We start from the raw sequence: 16,196 nt of genomic DNA, 5'->3' as shown, positions 1-16,196 counted from the left end.
AACAAGACCCAAGAATATATATCGTTTTGCCAGCGGCGGGGTCATCACTAGAATTCACTTCACCGGACCCCGCCAAACAAAGCCCTGAACTGTGCTGGTCCAATGACCAAGCCAGTTCCGGCGACGCCGACAACACGGTGGGCCCCCGGACTCACGGAGAAGCCATCATGAAAGCCCTACTCACAACGACCGTCTTTACGCTGAGCCCCGGCGAGGTTGCCCCGCTGTCGGTGCATGCCGCCCAGCGCCTGTTTGTGGAAGATGCCAAGGGTGTCGATGTATGGGTGACCCGCGAGAATGATTCCGAGGATTACTGGCTGCGCTGTGGCGGAAGTCTGCTGTTGCGTCGCGGCGACGAGATCGTGCTCAGCGTGGACCCCCGCGCCAAGGGCCCGGTGCGGCTGGCACTGATTGCCGAGGCCCGGCGGCCGGTGCTGACCCTGGCCGACCTGCCGCACCTGGTGCTGCGCGCCGTGCGGCGGTTGGTTCGAGGCACGGAATGGACGCCGGGGCAGGACAAGATCCACGCCTCATGACCCGGCGGCGCGGCGGCTGAGGCGCGTATGGCCGCCGCCGGACAAGACTTGACCGAAAACAGGGCCGGTCTGCCTCAGCGCAGACCGGCCCTTTTCGTTACACTCTCGGGCATGCATCCGATCCAAGTCATCGATCAGGGCCGCCAGCCGTACGAGCCCTGTTTCGACGCGATGCGGGCATTCACCGCCGCCCGCACGCCCGAGACGCCCGACCAGATCTGGCTGGTCGAACACCCGCCAGTCTATACGCTCGGGCAGGCCGGAGACCCCGCACACCTGCTGGCCCCCGACGACGCGATCCCGGTCGTGAAGATCGACCGTGGCGGCCAGATCACTTATCACGGACCCGGCCAGGTCGTGGCCTACCTGCTGCTCGATTTGCGGCGCCGGCACCTCATGGTGCGCGAGCTGGTCAACGACATCGAGCAGGCCGTGCTGGACACGCTCGCGGCGTATAATCTCGCAGCCGAACGCAAGCCCGGCGCGCCCGGCATCTATCTGTCCGAGGGTCCGCACCGGGGCGCCAAGATTGCCGCGCTCGGCCTCAAGATCCGCAACGGCTGCAGCTACCACGGTGTCAGCCTGAACGTGCAGATGGACCTGGACCCGTTCCTGCGCATCAACCCCTGCGGCTATGCCGGACTGGAAACGGTCGACATGGCCACTGCGGGCGCCACCTTCGTGGCGGCGCACGATGCCGGCCCGCTGCCCGTCACCGCGGCACAACAACCCGCAATCGCACAACGCCTGGCGGCGGCCCTGTGCGAGGTCCTGACCGCACGCGAGGCGCGCGCACAGGCCCACGGGAATGCCGCTGCCGAGGCTGCCTGAACCGTGGCACGCCCGGCCCCGAATCAACGCCAAACATGCACGCGGCTGCGCGTGCGGAGAACAGTATGAGCGACGCCCTGATCGCCACGTCCAGCGAAGCCCCGCAAACGCCTGAATACGACGCCACGAAGAAGCAGAAGTCGGCCGAGAAGACCGCACGCATCCCCATCAAGATTGTGCCGGCCGAAAAGCTCAAGAAGCCGGACTGGATTCGCGTCAAGGCCGCCACCGGCAACTCGCGCTTCTACGAGATCAAGGACATCCTGCGCGCCAACAACCTGGTCACCGTGTGCGAGGAAGCCAGCTGCCCGAACATCGGCGAATGCTTCGGCAAGGGCACGGCCACGTTCATGATCATGGGCGACAAGTGCACGCGCCGCTGCCCGTTCTGCGACGTGGGCCACGGCCGCCCGGACCCGCTCGACGTGAATGAACCCGGCAACCTGGCGCGCACCATCGCCCAGCTCAAGCTGAACTACGTGGTGATCACCAGCGTGGACCGTGACGACCTGCGTGACGGGGGCGCCCAGCACTATGTGGACTGCATCTCGCAGACGCGCGCGCTGTCGCCCAACACCCGCATCGAAGTGCTGGTGCCCGACTTCCGTGGCCGCCTGGACAAGGCGCTGGACATCCTGCTGACGGCGCCGCCCGACGTGATGAACCACAACATGGAAACGGTGCCGCGCCTGTACAAGCAGGCCCGCCCAGGCGCCGACTACGCGCACTCGCTGAAGCTGCTGCAGGAATTCAAGCGCCGCAACCCGGACGTCGCCACGAAGTCGGGCCTGATGGTGGGCCTGGGCGAGACCGACGAGGAAATCCTGGAAGTCATGCGCGACATGCGCGCGCACGACATCGACATGCTGACCATCGGCCAGTACCTGGCCCCGTCGAACCACCACCTGCCGGTGATGCGCTACGTGCATCCGGACACGTTCAAGATGTTCGAGGAAGAGGCCTACAAGATGGGCTTCACCCACGCCGCCGTGGGCGCCATGGTCCGCAGCTCGTACCACGCCGACCAGCAGGCGCATCAGGCGGGGTTTGCCTGATTGAATTGGCCGCCGCCCTTTGCGCGTCGAAACGCAGGGCGGCGTCCTGATTCACTCAAAGAGAAAGAGCATTCGTCAAGTACGCGATGACGCCCGGCCACGCGTATGACAGATAATAAAATGCCATCGCTAGCAGGCCTCCTATACCCGTCGACCACGCCCAGTTCTTTAATGACCACTTGCGATACGCAAGACCGTTGATCGTGGAAAAGTATATGGCGGGCCATAGTAGAAATAGCACCAGATAGACATAAACCGTTGCCGGGGGATTGGCGCAGTGTTCGAGGCCCCAGCAACCGCTTTTCTTGTCTCTGGCGGTTGACCATGTTACGGGCCAGTCGAGGCGGCTGAAAACGTACAGACATATCCACGTGAGAGCCAGGCCGCCGAGAAATCCTGCGGCAATGATCAGTAGGCGCTTCACTTGATTTCCCAGAACAATATTTCACCGGAAGCACCGAGATCCGAGTCACCGATATTCGTGAACGGCACGAAGGCGGTGCGTATGCCTGCCCATCGCCCCATTGTGTAAATCGCTCCCAATGGACTGGTCATAAAGTCGCTCGGATGCCGCGGTCCCACCCCGACAATCTGCCCGGTAGTCCTGCACGTGGGGCAATAGACCCTGGCACCCAAAAATGCCATGCGCTTGCCGTTGATGGTGTCCTGCGGCATCCCTTCCAGCGTCACGCCGTTGGCGCTCGACTGGTCTCCCTCCACCAGATTGCATCGGATCATCGCGTTCCCCTTGGGTTAGAAGCGACGGCCAATCTAGCAGCGCCATCCGGGGCGGTCGTCTCAGGTTCGCCGTCGTTTGCCCGGGGTCAAAAACGACCGGGCCTTCCGTCCCGCAGCTGGATGTCTTCTGATCGCCTTTCAACGAACTTTCAGTGCTAGCGCTTCATCCGTCATATTGATCCGATTTTGGTGCGAAATTGCCGCTAACGGTGCATAACTACCTAGGGTCTACCCCGAGTGCCGGGCATTGCCATGTTTCGATATGATGAATTTATCGATAAATCGTTGATGAAATTCGATTGAGTCACATCGGGTTCATTGGCGAGCCATGTCGCGGTCCGTGCGGTGCCTACACTGCAGGGAACGAAGCCCCGCCTCCAACCAGCGAGCCCGTCCATGCCTCAATGCTCCGTTCACCGTCTGGCCGAACAGGCGCTGCTCTACAGCGTCGCGCCGCCAGCCTCGCTGGAAGTTCAGCGCCGCATCTGGGCCATGGCCGAACGCGCGGCCGACTGGCGTGGCGTGGTGGACGTGGTGCCGGGCATGAACAACCTCACGCTGACCTTTGACGACACCGCCGATGTGGCGGCGCTGGAGCGCAACCTGAAGCTCGCGTGGGCATCGGGCGAGACGCGCAACACCACGGGCAAGCTCGTGGAGATTCCGGTGCGCTACGGCGGCGAGTTCGGTCCCGATATTGCCGATGTGGCCGCGCATACCGGCCTGACGCCGCACGAAGTGGTGCGTCGCCACGCCGCCGGTGAATACGTGGTGTATTTCCTGGGATTCCAGCCTGGCTTTGCCTATATGGGCGGCATGGCGCCCGAGCTGGCCACGCCGCGCCGCCGCGAGCCGCGCCTGGCGGTGCCGGCCGGTGCCGTGGGCATTGGCGGCGAGCAGACCGGCATCTATCCGGCCGTACTGCCCGGCGGCTGGCAGCTGATCGGCCACACCGACGCGCAGCTGTTCGTGGCGGATCGCGATCCGCCATCGCTGTTCGCGCCCGGCGACACCGTGCGTTTCGTTGCCGAGGAGGTGCTGCTGTGATCGAGATCCTCCGACCTGGCGCGCAGGCGTCGGTGCAAGACCTGGGCCGTACCGGATTTCGCCGCTTTGGCGTGGGCCGGTCGGGCGCTGCCGACGGGCTGGCGCTGAAGGTGGGCAATCGGCTGCTGGGCAACGACCCAAACGCGGCGGCCATCGAATTCACGCTGGGCCGCGCGGCGCTGCGCTTCGAGGCAGACATGCGCGTGGCGCTGACCGGCGCCGAGTGCAGCGCGAATGTCGATGGCGTGCCGGTCTGGTCCTGGCATGCGTTCGATGTGCGACGTGGCGAAACGCTGACGCTGCCCGCGCCGCGCGGTGGCTCGCGCACCTACCTGTGCGTGGCGGGCGGCATCGATGTGCCGCTGGTGATGCATTCGCGCAGCACCGATCTCAAGTCCAGCTTCGGCGGCTTCGAAGGCCGTGTGCTGAAGGAAGGCGACCATCTGCCCGTGGGCCGCCCCGGCATCGACGCCGAGCAGGACTGGGTCGGCGTGGCCGCGCCGGGCTGGGCGCTGCCCGTCAACCGCGAAGGCAATGCGCTGGTGATCCGCATGCTGGCCGGCCCTGAGTATCCCGATTTCGAGCCCGAATCGCAGGCGGCGCTGTGGTCGTCGGACTGGTCCATCACGCCGCAGAGCAATCGCATGGGCCTGCGCCTGCAGGGCCCCGTGCTGGCGCGACGCGCCGACCGTTCGGGCGATCTGCTGTCGCACGGCGTGGTGCCGGGCGTGATGCAGGTGCCGCCGAATGGCCAGCCGATCGCGCTGATGAGCGACGCGCAGACCACGGGCGGCTATCCGAAGATCGGCACCGTGATCGGCGCCGACCTGTGGCGCCTGGCCCAGGTGCCGCTGGGCGCCACGGTGCGCTTCCGGCAGGTGACCGTCGAAGAGGCCGCCGCCGCCCAGGCCGAGGTGGATCGCTACTTGCGCCAGATCGACCAGGCGCTGCGCTGGCAGAGCCAGGGCCTGCAGATTGCCGCGCGCCGCCGCACGACCACCCGGTTCGTCGCATAACCCTTAAATCGCCCCACACATCCGGAGAACGCCCATGCAAATCGACCTGAATGCCGACCTTGGCGAAGGCTGCGGCAATGACGAAGCCCTGATCCAGCTGATCAGTTCCGCCAACGTGGCGTGCGGCTGGCACGCGGGCGATGCGGCAACGATGCTGCAGACCGTGAAGTGGGCGCTGGACAACAACGTGGCCATTGGCGCGCATCCGAGCTTTCCGGATCGCGAGAATTTCGGCCGTACCGAAATGCAGCGCGACCCCGAGGCGGTCTATGCCGACGTGCTGTACCAGATCGGCGCGCTCGACGCGATGGTGCGCGCGCAGGGCGGCCAGCTGGCCCACGTGAAGCCGCATGGCGCGCTGTACAACATGGCCGTGCGCGACGCCAGGCTGTGCGACGCGATCATCCGCGCCGTACGCGACTACGATTCCGACCTCGTCTTCTTCGGTCTGGCCAATAGCCAGATGATCACCATGGCGCGCGACGCGGGCCTGCGCGTGAAGGAAGAAGTGTTCGCCGACCGCGGCTACAACCCCGACGGCACGCTGGTCAAGCGCGGCACGCCCGGCGCGCTGCATGACGACGAAGACGTCGCCCTCAACCAGACGCTCTCGATGATTCGCGACAAGCAGGTGCGCGCGATCGACGGCACCTGGGTACCGATTCGCGCCGAAACCGTGTGTCTGCACGGCGACGGCGCCCACGCGCTTGCCTTTGCGCGCCGCATCCGGGAACGGCTCGGCGCGGAAGGCATCGCCATCCGGGCCGGCAACTGACGGCCCCCCGTCAGGCGCAGGCTTTGCTTCACTCGTTATCAGGTGTTTCCCATGGAATCGGCTGTCAATCTTTGGCCCCTGCTCGGGGTCGGCGTCATCATCCTCGGCTTCGTCCTGCGGTTCAATCCCATGATGGTGGTGGCGGCAGCCGCCATTGTCACGGGATTGGCCGCGTCGATGCCGGTCATGCAGATCTTCACTGCCATCGGCACGGCCTTCGTCAAGGCACGTAACCTGCCGCTGATCATCCTGCTGCCGCTGGCCGTGATCGGCCTGCTGGAACGCCACGGGCTGCGCGAGCATGCGCAGGCGTGGATTTCGCGCATCGCATCGGCCACCGTCGGCCGCCTGCTGATCGTCTACCTGGCCGTGCGCGAGCTGACCGCCGCCGTGGGCCTGACCAGCCTGGGCGGCCATCCGCAGATGGTGCGCCCGCTGCTGGCCCCGATGGCCGAAGGCGCGGCGGAGACCCGCTTCGGCCACCTGCCCGAGCCGGTGCGCCAGCGCGTGCTGGCCTTCTGCGCGGCCACCGACAACGTGGGCCTGTTCTTTGGCGAGGACATCTTCGTGGCGTTCGGTGCCATCGCGCTGATGCACACGTTCCTGCTGTCGTCGAACATCGACGTCGAGCCGCTGCACATTGCCGTGTGGGGCATCCCCACCGCGATCTGCGCCTTCCTGATCCATGCCGTGCGCCTGAAGCGCCTCGATGGCTGGCTGGCCCGCGAACTCGGCGGCAAGCAACCGGCCGGCACGTCGGCCACCGTCGCCGCCGCGGCCAAGGGGGAGTAAGCGATGATTATCTCGATCGAATACCTCTACTGGCTGGCCGGCTTTGTCCTGCTGATCACCGCGCTGATGACGTTCGCGGACAAGACGCATCCGCGCCGTCTGACCACGGGCCTGTTCTGGCTGCTCTATGCGGTCATCTTCCTGATCGGCGACAAGATCCCGCCGGCCGTGGTCGGCGTGGGTGCCGTGGTGATGGCGCTGATCGCCGGGTTTGGCGGCGTGGGCCATGGCAAGCACGGCACGCTGCCGGAAGACAAGCGCCGCGCCAGCGCCCAGCGCCTGGGCAACAAGCTGTTCATTCCGGCGCTGCTGATTCCGCTGATCACGGTGCTGGGCACGGTGCTGTTCAAGGACTTCAGGATTGCCGGGCTGCCGCTGCTCGATCCGAAGAACGTCACGTTCGTGTCGCTGGGTGTCGGCTGCCTGGTGTCGCTGTTCGTGGTCTGCTGGCTGACGCGCGACACGCCGGCGCAGAGCATGCGCGAATCCCGCCGCCTGATCGAGGCGCTGGGCTGGGCGCTGGTGCTGCCGCAGATGCTGGCCATGCTGGGCCTGGTGTTCGCCGATGCCGGCGTGGGCAAGGCCGTGGCGCACCTGACCACGTCGTACATCAACATGGACTTCAAGTTCGTGGCGGTGACGGTCTACTGCGTGGGCATGGCGCTGTTCACGGTGATCATGGGCAACGGCTTTGCCGCGTTCCCGGTGATGACAGGCGGCGTAGGCGTGCCGATCCTGGTGGGCATGTTCCACGCGAACCCGGCCGTGATGGCGGCCATCGGCATGTTCTCGGGCTACTGCGGCACGCTGATGACGCCCATGGCGGCCAACTTCAACATCGTGCCCGCCGCGCTGCTGGAACTGGAAGACAAGAACGCCGTGATCCGCGCGCAGTTGCCCACCGCGTTTGGCATCCTGATCGCCAATATCTTCCTGCTGTACTTCCTGATGTAAGGAAACTGCCATGTCCGTTCGTACCGTCCTGCTGACCGGCTTCGAGCCGTTTGAACAAGAGCCGATCAATCCCTCGTGGGAGGCGGTGCGAGCACTCGATGGCCAGCGCGTTGGCGATGCGGTGATTGTCGCGCGCCAGTTGCCGTGCGTGTTCGGCAACGCCATCGACGCGATGGCGCAACTCGTAGAATCTTTAAATCCAGATGTGGTGATTGCCGTGGGTCAGGCTGGCGGCCGCACCGAGATGTCGATCGAGCGCGTGGCGATCAATGTGGACGATGCCCGCATTGCCGACAACGCCGGCGCGCAGCCCATCGACCACATCATTGCGCCCGATGGCCCGGCCGCGTATTTCTCGACGCTGCCGATCAAGGCCATCGTGCGCGACATGCGCGCAGCCGGCGTGCCGGCGATGGTGTCGCAAACCGCCGGCACCTTCGTCTGCAACCATGTGTTCTATGGGCTGATGCATGCGCTGGCGCAACGCCACGCAGCGGTCCCGGCCACGCGCGGCGGCTTCATCCACATCCCCTACCTGCCCGAGCAGGCCGCGCGGCATCCCGGCGCGCCCAGCCTGGCGCTCGATACGCTGGTCGCCGGCCTGCGCGTGGCGGTGGCCACGTCGCTGTCGACCGATGCCGATATCCGAGAGCAGGGCGGTCAGCTGCACTGACACGTCGCCGGCGGCAATGCGCCGCTGACGCCTACTTCGATTCCTGCCGGGTTTCCGTCGCGGCGGCCACGGCCCGCGCCGTCGCGCGGCGCTGGGCGCGCTTCTGCAGGCGCCGCCGCAGCGTGATCTGCTCGAAGCGCCAGACCACGTAGAAGAAGGCCAGGAACGGCCATACCCAGCCCAGCCATTGCGCGAGGCTGTTGAAGTGCACCAGGCGGCCCATGCGCCAGCCTTGCTCCGAGATCCACGCATAGGGGTTCGGCGGCAGGATATTGGTCAGTATCACCAGCCCGGTCAGCGACACCACGGCCAGCACGGCGCGCAGCCAGCGTGGCAGGCGCAGCAGCAGGACCAGCACCAGCGAGCTGGTCAGCAGGGCAAAGCGCCCGCCTTCGGACAGCCAGTTGAACGCGTTGTCGTCGGGAAACTGCAGTTCCGCGACGCCAGCCTTGATCATCAGCGCGGCGGTCAGCAGCGCCGCCAGGATGCGCAGCATCGGCGCGGTACGCCGCATGGCCACCGATGCAAACAGGCCGGTGCCGATCCAGCTCGATGCCGTCACCATGGTTTCCAGCAGCAACTGGTTCTGCAGGTCGTCGGGCCGCAGGTTGATGCTGTCCTGCCAGGCGATCAGCGCCGGGAAGTAAGCCTGCACCCACATCATCGGCCAGGAATCGGGATCGGTCAGCCATTCCCGCACGATGCCGCCCATGCCGAACAGGTGTTCCTGCGGAAACACCTGCGCGAACGGCCACAGCACGATCAGCACGATCGCAAAGCTGGCATGCGGTTCGAACCACGCCATGCGCAGGCGGGTCAGGTTGCCCCGGTCGATCAGCGCGCTGGTGAACGGCGCCACCACGGCGGCCCCCAGCAGCGCGCCCAGCGCGTTGGTGATCAGGTCGATGTTCGACGGGATCCGGGTGGGCAGCCACGTCTGCAGGGCTTCCATGACCGACGACAGCAGCGCGCCGGCCACCAGTGCGATCAGCGTGGCGCGCGCGCCCGATACGCGCGGATGCAGCGACAGCACCACGAGCGCGCCGAACGGGCAGTAGCCCAGCACATTGGTCAGCAGGTCGAATTCGGTGATGTAGCGCGGCTTGGGCGCGGTCAGGAAGGCGAACGGCGAGATGCCGTTGTTCAACCATCCCGAAAACGGATACAGGCTGGCGTAGACCACCAGCAGCGTGAAGCAGATCAGCCCCACACGCGCCAGCGGCGAATGACGTGGCAACCAGCCCTCCAGCTCCGGCTGCGGCGGGGCCTCTGGGGGCGTCGGGGGCGAAGGAGGCAGGGGCGTATCCGGTGCCATTGACTGCGTGAAACCTTACGGCCTGATTCGCACTATAGGCTTTCCGCGCCTCATTGGCGCGGGGGCGTGGGCGTGGGCGTTTCGTCGGTCGGCAGCGGCACCGCGTTGCGCCCGGGCGGGTTCGCGCGCGGCAGCGGCGCCGGACCGGCTGCGGCGGCGGCTTCCAGCGGCAGCGTGGCGGCCCAGTCGAGGATGGCGGCGATCACCGCATCGCTGCTGGCCGACAGCGCCTTCACCCCGCCGGCGCCGTCGGGGCTGGGCGCCGGCAGCTCGGCGACGAAGGTCTTCTGTCCGATCAGCCCCTTGTGGAATACCGTGGCCCGCGCGCGCACCACGCCGCGGCTGCTGGTGGGCGAGTCGAAGACCTGCTCGAAGCCCAGCAGGTCCACCTTGACGGCCGGCACGCTGGTGTCGCCGTACCACGTGAGTTCGCCGCGCCCGGACACCGCGTCGCGCAGGCGGTCGTCGAAGAGCCGCGTCGGGGCGTCCACCCAGCGCTGCGTGGCGTAGGCCTGCAGCCGCTGGGCCTGGGTGTATTGCAGCCGGTAGTAGATGCCCCGGCCGTCCATCCACGTCGGCCCGCCGGTATCGGCCACGCGCAGCTTGGGCAGGCGGGCGGGCGGCTGGGACGGTGCGGCGGCAAGCGGGCCCAGGTCGTAGGTGGTGCTTGGCTTGGCGGGCGACAGCACGCTGCAGCCGGCCAGGGCGGTCAGCGCGGACAGCGCCATCAGCATGACCAGCGAGGCAAGGGCGGAACGGGTTTTCATGGTGGATTCCCGACGGTGGGTCTGACGCATGGCGTGGCGGCGGTTCAGGGGGCGTGGAAGCCCGGCTCGCCGGGTCCGGGGGCCACGGCCGAGCCGCCGAACAGCACGCTGCTTGGCTGGTCGTTGAACTGGCCGGCCGCACGGTCGATGCTGCGCGTGGCTTGGCGGGCATCGCGCGCCAGCCCGTTGATCTGCGGCAGCGTTTCCTGGGTGAAGATGCCGGCCGCCTGCTGCACCGAATCGGCGGCGCCCTGCATGTTCTCGCCCACGCGGTTCACGGTGCTCATCACCGTGCCATGCGGGCTGGCCAGGTCATCGGCCAGCCGGCGCGTGGAAGCGAGCGTGGCGTTCAGGTTGTCCACGGCCTGCGGCAGGCGGGCGGCGGCGGGCTGCAGCGACGCGGCCAGCTTCGAATAGTCGTCGGCGGTCTTGTGGACCGACTTGATGGCGGCCATCAGCTCGTCGCGGTTGGTGGTCTGGAACATCTCGTTGAGCGACGACATCAGCGTCTCGGTCTGGGTCAGCAGCGAGTCGCCGCGCTTTTCCAGTTCCTCGAAGAAGCCGGGCCGCATCACGATGCGCGCCGGTTCGCGTGCCGACGTATGCAGCGGCGGCGAACTGGCGGCAGCGCCATCCTCGCGCGCGGTGTCGTCCAGCTGCACATAGGCGATGCCGGTCACGCCCTGGAAGCCCAGCGTGGCATAGGTGGTGCGCGTGATCGGCGTGTCCTGGTTGACGCTGATGCGCACGATGATCTGGCCCGGCACCTGCGGATCGAACTTGATCGACAGCACCTTGCCGACATCCAGGCCCCGATACTTCACGTCGGCCTGCGGTCCCAGCCCGTTGACCGTCGAACGCGTGATCAGGTCGTACGGCACGCGCACGGCGTGGTCACTGCTGAACCAGAACAGCGAGAACAGCACCAGGATCGCCAGTCCGATGGTGAACACGCCTGCCAGGAAGGCGTTTGACTTGTTTTCCATCAGGTCTCTCCAGTGTTTCCAGTGGGCGCGGCCGGGCTGCCGGGGCCCTTGAGGGCGGGCAGCGCCTGCAGCGCGCGCTGGGCGCGGTCGCCCAGAAAATATTCGCGGATGAACGGGTGATCGACCTTGATCACCTCGGCAATGGGCGCGGCGGCCAGTACCTTGCGGTCGGCCAGCACGGCCACGCGGTCGGACAGCGCCACCAGCGTGTCCAGGTCGTGCGTGATCATGACCACCGTCAAGCCCAGTTCGCGGCGCAATTCGCGGATCAGGGCCACATAGTCGTCGGATGCCATCGGATCGAGGCCCGCCGTGGGTTCGTCCAGGAAAACCAGCTCGGGTTCCAGTGCCAGCGCACGCGCCAGCGCCACGCGCTTGATCATGCCGCCCGACAGGTCCGACGGCATCTTGTCGGCGTCCTTGGCCGACAGGCCCACCAGCTGCAGTTTCAGCAGCGATGCCTGGCAGATCAGGTTGTCGGGCAGCGCGCGCATCTCGCGCAGCGGCAGCGCGATATTGTCGATGACCGACAGCGCCGAAAACAGCGCGCCGCGCTGAAACTGCAGGCCCCAGCGGTTGCGCAGCGTCTGCAGCTGCGCGGCGTTCAGGCTGGCCGGGTTCTCGCCGAACACCTTGATGGTGCCCGACGTCGGCCGCTCCAGCCCCACGATCTGGCGCAGCAGCACGGTCTTGCCCGTGCCCGAGCCGCCCACGATCGACAGCACCTCGCCGCGATAGACGTCGAGGTTCAGGCCGTCGTGCACGACGTTGTCCCCATAGCGTTTGACGAGGTCGCGCACCTCGATGATCTTCTCGCGCGGGGTGTCGGGGCCGACTTGCGGCGTGGCGATGGTATTCATAGCCCCACGTTCTTGAACAGGATGGCAAAGACCGCATCGGCCAGGATGACCACGGTGATCGACGTCACCACCGATGCCGTGGTGCCCTGGCCCAGGCTCTGCGTGTTGGGCTTGATGCGCAGCCCGAAGTGGCAGGCGGTCAGCGCAATCAGCATGCCGAACGCCACGCCCTTGCCCAGGCCCAGCCACAGGTTGGCCACCGGCACCGCATCGGGCAGCTGGCGCAGGAAGAACGCGTAGCTGATGTCGAGCTGGTAGCGAGCGGCCACCATGCCGCCGGCCAGCGCCATCACGTCGGTCCACGCCACCAGCAGCGGCATCGAGATGGACAGCGCGATCACGCGCGGCATGATCAGCCGGAAGCCGTGCGAGATACCCATCACGCTCATCGCGTCGAGTTCCTCGGTCACGCGCATCACGCCGATCTGGGCGGTAATGGCGGAGCCTGAGCGGCCGGCAATCAGGATGGCGGCCAGCACGGGCCCCAGTTCCCGGATCACCGCCATGCCCAGGATGTTGACGATAAAGGTGCTGGCGCCGAACGTGCGCAACTGGTTGGCCGACAGGTAGGACAGCACGATGCCGATCAGGAACCCGACCAGCGCCGTGATCCCGAGTGCCTTATAGCCGACGTTGTAGACATTCGCGGAGATCTCGCGCCACGGGCCGCGATGCGGCGCGCGCGCAAACCGCAGCAGGTCGAATGCCAGCTGGCCCAGCATGGTGATGCCGTTGGCCAGCTGGGCGAAGAACGACAGAAGTTTGGCACCCAGCAAGGTCACCGGATTGAAACGGTCGACCATCGTCTTGCGCCAGCCGTCGGTGCGCAGGTTTTCAATGCGCTCGAACACCCGGCGCTGGCCGTCGTTCAGTGCCACGCGCTCGGGCATGCGGCCGTTCCAGGCCTGCCAGATCAGTTGCGCGCCGATATGGTCGAGCCGCGTCACGCCGGCCAGCGACCATTCGGCATGCTGCGGCGCCTCGGTCAGTTCATGCAGCTGGGCGCGCAGGCCGCGGGCCTCATGGCAGCCGGCAAGTGCAAGAGCCGTCCAGTCCCCTTGCAGCTGTATGCTGCAGGCTCCGTCCTGGCGCGAGATATCAATGGCGGGCGTCGGCTGGCGATCCAAAAGCGGCGATGATGTGATGGCGGAGTCTCGATTCTATGCTACCAACCGGGGACACGCGACCGGACATCCGCTGACACGGCCACGGCTACAATCTCGCCAGACTCCGCGCCATGCTTCGCCCCGCCGGATGAATTCCAGATGCCTGCCGTCCCCATGCCAGACTTTCCCGATGCCGCCGCCAACCACCGTGCCGCCGATGCCGCCACCCTGCCGGCATGGCGGATCGACACCGACACCCTGCGCCAGGCGCTCGCTGGCGGCCCCGCCCGGTCATGGCAGGTCGAGGTCGTGGCGGAAACCGGCTCGACCAATGCCGACCTGACCCAGGCCAGCCGCAGCGCGCCATGGGCCGACGACGCCGCGCGCGTGCGCGTGGCCTACCGCCAGACCGCCGGTCGTGGCCGGCAGGGGCGGCCCTGGCAGGGCGCCGGGCTGATGTTTTCGGTGTCGATGCCGCTGGCGCTGGCACCGGCGCGGCTCAGCGGCCTGAGCCTGGCCGTGGGGTTGGCCGTGGCTCAGGGGCTGGAAGACTGCGACGCCGCCTGCGGCGCGCGCGTGGGCCTGAAGTGGCCCAACGACCTGCAGATCGACGGTCGCAAGCTGGCCGGCATCCTGATCGAATCGGTGCCGGCCGGGCCGCAGCGGCTGTGGGCGGTGATCGGCATCGGGCTGAACCTGATACGCGACGCCGGCATGGAAGCGGCGCTGGGCCGCGAACTGGCAGGTGTGTCCGAGGCCATGGCGTCGTTCGATCCGCAGCGCGACCCCACGCGCATCCTGGCCGCCGTGCTGAACCGGCTGGCGGCCATGCGTGCCACGTTTCTGGCCCAGGGCTTTGCGCCGCTGGCGCCGGCGTGGTCGGCGCGCGATGCCTTCCGCAACGAGCCTGTGCGCCTGCTGCATGACGGGCAGGTGCTGGCCGAAGGCCTGGCGCGTGGCGTGGACAGCGACGGCCACCTGCTGCTGGAAACCGCCGATGGATTGCAACGCATTGCCAGCGGCGAGGTGTCGCTGCGCGGAGCCACCGCATGAGTACGCTGCTGATCGACATCGGCAATACCCGGCTCAAATGGGCCTGGTGCGACGATGACGTGCCCGCTCAGGCCCCTGCGGCCGGCGCACTGCCCACGCCCTGGCAGCACGCCGGCGCGACCGCACATGCCGCGCCCGCCGAGCGGGCCGCGCTGCTTGGCACGTGGCAGCAACTGGCTGGCGGCCGCGTGCCGGCGGTGTGGATCGCCAACGTGGCCGGCCCGACGCTGGCGGGCAAGGTCGATGCGTTGCTGGTGGAGGCCTTCGGCAGCGCGGCCGCGCTGACATGGGTACGCACCACGGCCGCGCATGGCGGGCTGGCCAACGGCTATCGGGAGCCGACGCAGCTGGGGGTGGACCGCTGGGTGGGCAGCATCGGCGCGCATCGCTGGCTGCCGGATCAGACATTGCTGATCGTCACGGCGGGCACGGCCACGACACTCGACATCGTGACCCCCACGCCCGATGGCGCCCGGTTCGAGGGCGGCCTGATCCTGCCTGGCCTGCAACTGATGCTGGGCACGCTGGCGCGCAATACCGCGCAGCTGCCCGAACTCGATGTGCGCGATACCGGCGCCGGCGCCACGCGCGCGGTGCGGGCGTTGGGCTCAGACAACACTCACGATGCGATTGCGGCGGGCTGCCTGGCCGCGCAGGCCGGCGCCGTCGAGCGGACATGGCGGGCGCTGGCCGAACGCGGCCCGGTACGCTGCCTGCTGTCGGGCGGCGCGCGGCACGCGGTGGCCGGAGCGCTCGCGATGCCGTTCGAGATGCACGATAATCTTGTGCTGCTTGGGCTGCATGCGATGGCGCTGCCCGCCTGAGCCCCTGTCATCATCGCCGGCCAGCCTTTGCCGGTGCCCATCACTCGACCGACTCGCGCCAAATGTCCCGGAGAGGCCTGACTGTCCTGCTGCTGATCCTGCTGATCGCCAACCTGCTGATGCTGGCGGCCGTGCTGGGCGTTTTCGGGCCGCATCCGCTTGGCGGCACGCTGGAGAGCCCACGCGAGCCGCAACGTGTGGATCAGCAGGTGCGCCGCGAGCGCATGGAGATGCTGCCCCAGCCCGCCGAGGCGTCGGCGCCTGCGCCACGCAGCGAGATGCCCGCCAGCGCAGCGCCCGCGGGCAAGGCGGCGCCGGGCAGCGTGACGCTGGCCGCCACACCGGCCGATGCCTGCCTGGAGATGGGCGGCTTCACGTCGCAGACCGTGCAGCGCGCGAAGGAAGACCTGGCAGCCATCGCGGCGGGTTCGCCGCTGACGGTGGAACAGTTCGAACGCAGCGAGCAGGTGCGCTGGTGGGTCCATCTGCCGCCCCAGCCCACGCGCGAGAACGCCGACCGCAAGCTGGCCGAGCTGCGCCGCCGCAAGGTGACCGATGTGTCGGTCGTGAGCGCCGATGACCCCGAGTCGTACACGGTATCGCTGGGCCTGTTCCGCGAGCGCGAACGGGCCGACCGATTCCTGGAAACGCTACGCGGGTTGGGGGTGCGCACCGCGCTGGTCAGCGACGCGCCGCGTGCCGTGTCGCGCCAGTGGCTGCGCGTGGCGCACGCCGACGAGGCCGTGCGGACCCGCATGGATGAAGTCCGCCTGCGCTACGGCGCGGAGTTGCTGCAGTCCTGCAAGGGGATGACGCAGGCGCGCGGCGAAGGGAGCGCCGCGCGGGCGGGGTAGGGGGAGCCGCGTCA

The 16,196-nt window shown here is 67.5% G+C and carries 19 protein-coding genes; 12 read left to right on the top strand and 7 right to left on the bottom strand.

Going from position 1 to position 16,196, the window contains the following annotated elements; translation table 11 throughout:
- The first annotated feature begins 167 nt into the window (after positions 1–167).
- From AC3G88_RS16125 to lipA, 3 genes are all read left to right on the top strand, one after another.
- Positions 168–536 (top strand): DUF2917 domain-containing protein, encoded by a 369-nt coding sequence (locus AC3G88_RS16125; protein ID WP_153946177.1) that lies wholly within the window; start codon positions 168–170, stop codon positions 534–536.
- A gap of 111 nt (positions 537–647) precedes the next feature.
- Positions 648–1,367 (top strand): lipoyl(octanoyl) transferase LipB, encoded by a 720-nt coding sequence (gene lipB, locus AC3G88_RS16120; protein WP_488893527.1) that lies wholly within the window; start codon positions 648–650, stop codon positions 1,365–1,367.
- A 65-nt stretch (positions 1,368–1,432) separates the two neighbouring features.
- Positions 1,433–2,422: a lipoyl synthase gene (lipA, locus tag AC3G88_RS16115; protein ID WP_092600383.1), complete on the top strand. Its 990-nt coding sequence runs from the start codon at positions 1,433–1,435 to the stop codon at positions 2,420–2,422.
- A 55-nt stretch (positions 2,423–2,477) separates the two neighbouring features.
- Here the strand turns inward: lipA and AC3G88_RS16110 are convergent, their stop codons facing one another.
- Both AC3G88_RS16110 and AC3G88_RS16105 read right to left on the bottom strand, forming a co-directional pair.
- Positions 2,478–2,846, bottom strand: coding sequence for a hypothetical protein (locus AC3G88_RS16110; protein ID WP_488893526.1), 369 nt, complete (start codon positions 2,844–2,846; stop codon positions 2,478–2,480).
- A complete protein-coding gene (locus AC3G88_RS16105; protein ID WP_488893525.1) occupies positions 2,843–3,160 on the bottom strand; it encodes a PAAR domain-containing protein in 318 nt (105 codons plus the stop codon). Before AC3G88_RS16105 ends, AC3G88_RS16110 begins: the two co-directional genes overlap by 4 nt.
- A 396-nt stretch (positions 3,161–3,556) precedes the next feature.
- Here AC3G88_RS16105 and pxpB point away from each other — a divergent pair, with 396 nt between their 5' ends.
- From pxpB to pcp, 6 genes are read left to right on the top strand one after another with little or no spacing between them, the layout of a single operon-like run.
- Positions 3,557–4,207, top strand: a complete 651-nt coding sequence (gene pxpB, locus AC3G88_RS16100; protein ID WP_153946174.1) for a 5-oxoprolinase subunit PxpB — start codon at positions 3,557–3,559, stop codon at positions 4,205–4,207.
- A complete protein-coding gene (locus AC3G88_RS16095; RefSeq protein ID WP_400394404.1) occupies positions 4,204–5,223 on the top strand; it encodes a 5-oxoprolinase subunit C family protein in 1,020 nt (339 codons plus the stop codon). Before pxpB ends, AC3G88_RS16095 begins: the two co-directional genes overlap by 4 nt.
- 34 nt (positions 5,224–5,257) lie before the next feature.
- Positions 5,258–5,998 (top strand): 5-oxoprolinase subunit PxpA, encoded by a 741-nt coding sequence (gene pxpA / locus AC3G88_RS16090; protein WP_092600375.1) that lies wholly within the window; start codon positions 5,258–5,260, stop codon positions 5,996–5,998.
- A gap of 51 nt (positions 5,999–6,049) precedes the next feature.
- Positions 6,050–6,790 (top strand): DUF969 domain-containing protein, encoded by a 741-nt coding sequence (locus tag AC3G88_RS16085; RefSeq protein WP_153946172.1) that lies wholly within the window; start codon positions 6,050–6,052, stop codon positions 6,788–6,790.
- Positions 6,791–6,793: 3 nt separating this feature from the next.
- On the top strand, positions 6,794–7,744 hold the full coding sequence (locus AC3G88_RS16080) for a DUF979 domain-containing protein (RefSeq protein WP_400394402.1): 951 nt from the start codon (positions 6,794–6,796) through the stop codon (positions 7,742–7,744).
- Positions 7,745–7,754: 10 nt separating this feature from the next.
- Complete coding sequence (gene pcp, locus AC3G88_RS16075) at positions 7,755–8,417, top strand: pyroglutamyl-peptidase I (protein ID WP_488893524.1); 663 nt, start codon at positions 7,755–7,757, stop codon at positions 8,415–8,417.
- A 31-nt stretch (positions 8,418–8,448) separates the two neighbouring features.
- Here the strand turns inward: pcp and AC3G88_RS16070 are convergent, their stop codons facing one another.
- The 5 genes from AC3G88_RS16070 to AC3G88_RS16050 are packed head-to-tail and all read right to left on the bottom strand — an operon-like array spanning position 8,449 to position 13,472.
- Positions 8,449–9,732, bottom strand: coding sequence for a VanZ family protein (locus tag AC3G88_RS16070; RefSeq protein WP_488893523.1), 1,284 nt, complete (start codon positions 9,730–9,732; stop codon positions 8,449–8,451).
- A 50-nt stretch (positions 9,733–9,782) separates the two neighbouring features.
- Positions 9,783–10,499, bottom strand: coding sequence for an ABC-type transport auxiliary lipoprotein family protein (locus tag AC3G88_RS16065; RefSeq protein ID WP_488893522.1), 717 nt, complete (start codon positions 10,497–10,499; stop codon positions 9,783–9,785).
- 44 nt (positions 10,500–10,543) lie between these two features.
- On the bottom strand, positions 10,544–11,485 hold the full coding sequence (locus AC3G88_RS16060) for an MlaD family protein (protein ID WP_488893521.1): 942 nt from the start codon (positions 11,483–11,485) through the stop codon (positions 10,544–10,546).
- Entirely contained in the window at positions 11,485–12,345 is an 861-nt protein-coding gene (locus AC3G88_RS16055; protein WP_488893520.1) for an ABC transporter ATP-binding protein, read from the bottom strand. The genes AC3G88_RS16060 and AC3G88_RS16055 overlap by 1 nt, the downstream gene beginning before the upstream one ends.
- Positions 12,342–13,472 carry an MlaE family ABC transporter permease gene (locus AC3G88_RS16050; protein WP_488771555.1) on the bottom strand — a complete coding sequence of 377 codons (1,131 nt, stop codon included), beginning with the start codon at positions 13,470–13,472 and terminating at the stop codon, positions 12,342–12,344. The genes AC3G88_RS16055 and AC3G88_RS16050 overlap by 4 nt, the downstream gene beginning before the upstream one ends.
- Before the next feature lie 153 nt (positions 13,473–13,625).
- Here AC3G88_RS16050 and AC3G88_RS16045 point away from each other — a divergent pair, with 153 nt between their 5' ends.
- The 3 genes from AC3G88_RS16045 to AC3G88_RS16035 all read left to right on the top strand — a co-directional run bounded on the left by AC3G88_RS16045 (position 13,626) and on the right by AC3G88_RS16035 (position 16,182).
- Positions 13,626–14,504 carry a biotin--[acetyl-CoA-carboxylase] ligase gene (locus AC3G88_RS16045; protein ID WP_488893680.1) on the top strand — a complete coding sequence of 293 codons (879 nt, stop codon included), beginning with the start codon at positions 13,626–13,628 and terminating at the stop codon, positions 14,502–14,504.
- A complete protein-coding gene (locus AC3G88_RS16040; protein ID WP_488893519.1) occupies positions 14,501–15,328 on the top strand; it encodes a type III pantothenate kinase in 828 nt (275 codons plus the stop codon). Before AC3G88_RS16045 ends, AC3G88_RS16040 begins: the two co-directional genes overlap by 4 nt.
- A 62-nt stretch (positions 15,329–15,390) precedes the next feature.
- A complete protein-coding gene (locus tag AC3G88_RS16035; RefSeq protein WP_488893518.1) occupies positions 15,391–16,182 on the top strand; it encodes an SPOR domain-containing protein in 792 nt (263 codons plus the stop codon).
- The last annotated feature ends 14 nt before the right edge of the window (positions 16,183–16,196 follow it).

Source organism: Cupriavidus sp. 86D6 (genome assembly GCF_057815095.1).
The sequence above is the reverse complement of the archived record's forward strand: the minus strand, read 5'-3'. Positions and strand labels throughout refer to the sequence as shown.

What these genes read in the sequence shown, in the direction of transcription:
- AC3G88_RS16125 (WP_153946177.1), top strand. Translation starts at nt 168, where the DNA reads ATGAAAGCCCTACTCACAACGACCGTCTTTACGCTGAGCCCCGGCGAG.
- lipB (WP_488893527.1), top strand. Translation starts at nt 648, where the DNA reads ATGCATCCGATCCAAGTCATCGATCAGGGCCGCCAGCCGTACGAGCCC.
- lipA (WP_092600383.1), top strand. Translation starts at nt 1,433, where the DNA reads ATGAGCGACGCCCTGATCGCCACGTCCAGCGAAGCCCCGCAAACGCCT.
- AC3G88_RS16105 (WP_488893525.1), bottom strand. Translation starts at nt 3,160, where the DNA reads ATGATCCGATGCAATCTGGTGGAGGGAGACCAGTCGAGCGCCAACGGC.
- pxpB (WP_153946174.1), top strand. Translation starts at nt 3,557, where the DNA reads ATGCCTCAATGCTCCGTTCACCGTCTGGCCGAACAGGCGCTGCTCTAC.
- pxpA (WP_092600375.1), top strand. Translation starts at nt 5,258, where the DNA reads ATGCAAATCGACCTGAATGCCGACCTTGGCGAAGGCTGCGGCAATGAC.
- AC3G88_RS16085 (WP_153946172.1), top strand. Translation starts at nt 6,050, where the DNA reads ATGGAATCGGCTGTCAATCTTTGGCCCCTGCTCGGGGTCGGCGTCATC.
- AC3G88_RS16080 (WP_400394402.1), top strand. Translation starts at nt 6,794, where the DNA reads ATGATTATCTCGATCGAATACCTCTACTGGCTGGCCGGCTTTGTCCTG.
- pcp (WP_488893524.1), top strand. Translation starts at nt 7,755, where the DNA reads ATGTCCGTTCGTACCGTCCTGCTGACCGGCTTCGAGCCGTTTGAACAA.
- AC3G88_RS16070 (WP_488893523.1), bottom strand. Translation starts at nt 9,732, where the DNA reads ATGGCACCGGATACGCCCCTGCCTCCTTCGCCCCCGACGCCCCCAGAG.
- AC3G88_RS16065 (WP_488893522.1), bottom strand. Translation starts at nt 10,499, where the DNA reads ATGAAAACCCGTTCCGCCCTTGCCTCGCTGGTCATGCTGATGGCGCTG.
- AC3G88_RS16060 (WP_488893521.1), bottom strand. Translation starts at nt 11,485, where the DNA reads ATGGAAAACAAGTCAAACGCCTTCCTGGCAGGCGTGTTCACCATCGGA.
- AC3G88_RS16055 (WP_488893520.1), bottom strand. Translation starts at nt 12,345, where the DNA reads ATGAATACCATCGCCACGCCGCAAGTCGGCCCCGACACCCCGCGCGAG.
- AC3G88_RS16045 (WP_488893680.1), top strand. Translation starts at nt 13,626, where the DNA reads ATGCCAGACTTTCCCGATGCCGCCGCCAACCACCGTGCCGCCGATGCC.
- AC3G88_RS16040 (WP_488893519.1), top strand. Translation starts at nt 14,501, where the DNA reads ATGAGTACGCTGCTGATCGACATCGGCAATACCCGGCTCAAATGGGCC.
- AC3G88_RS16035 (WP_488893518.1), top strand. Translation starts at nt 15,391, where the DNA reads ATGTCCCGGAGAGGCCTGACTGTCCTGCTGCTGATCCTGCTGATCGCC.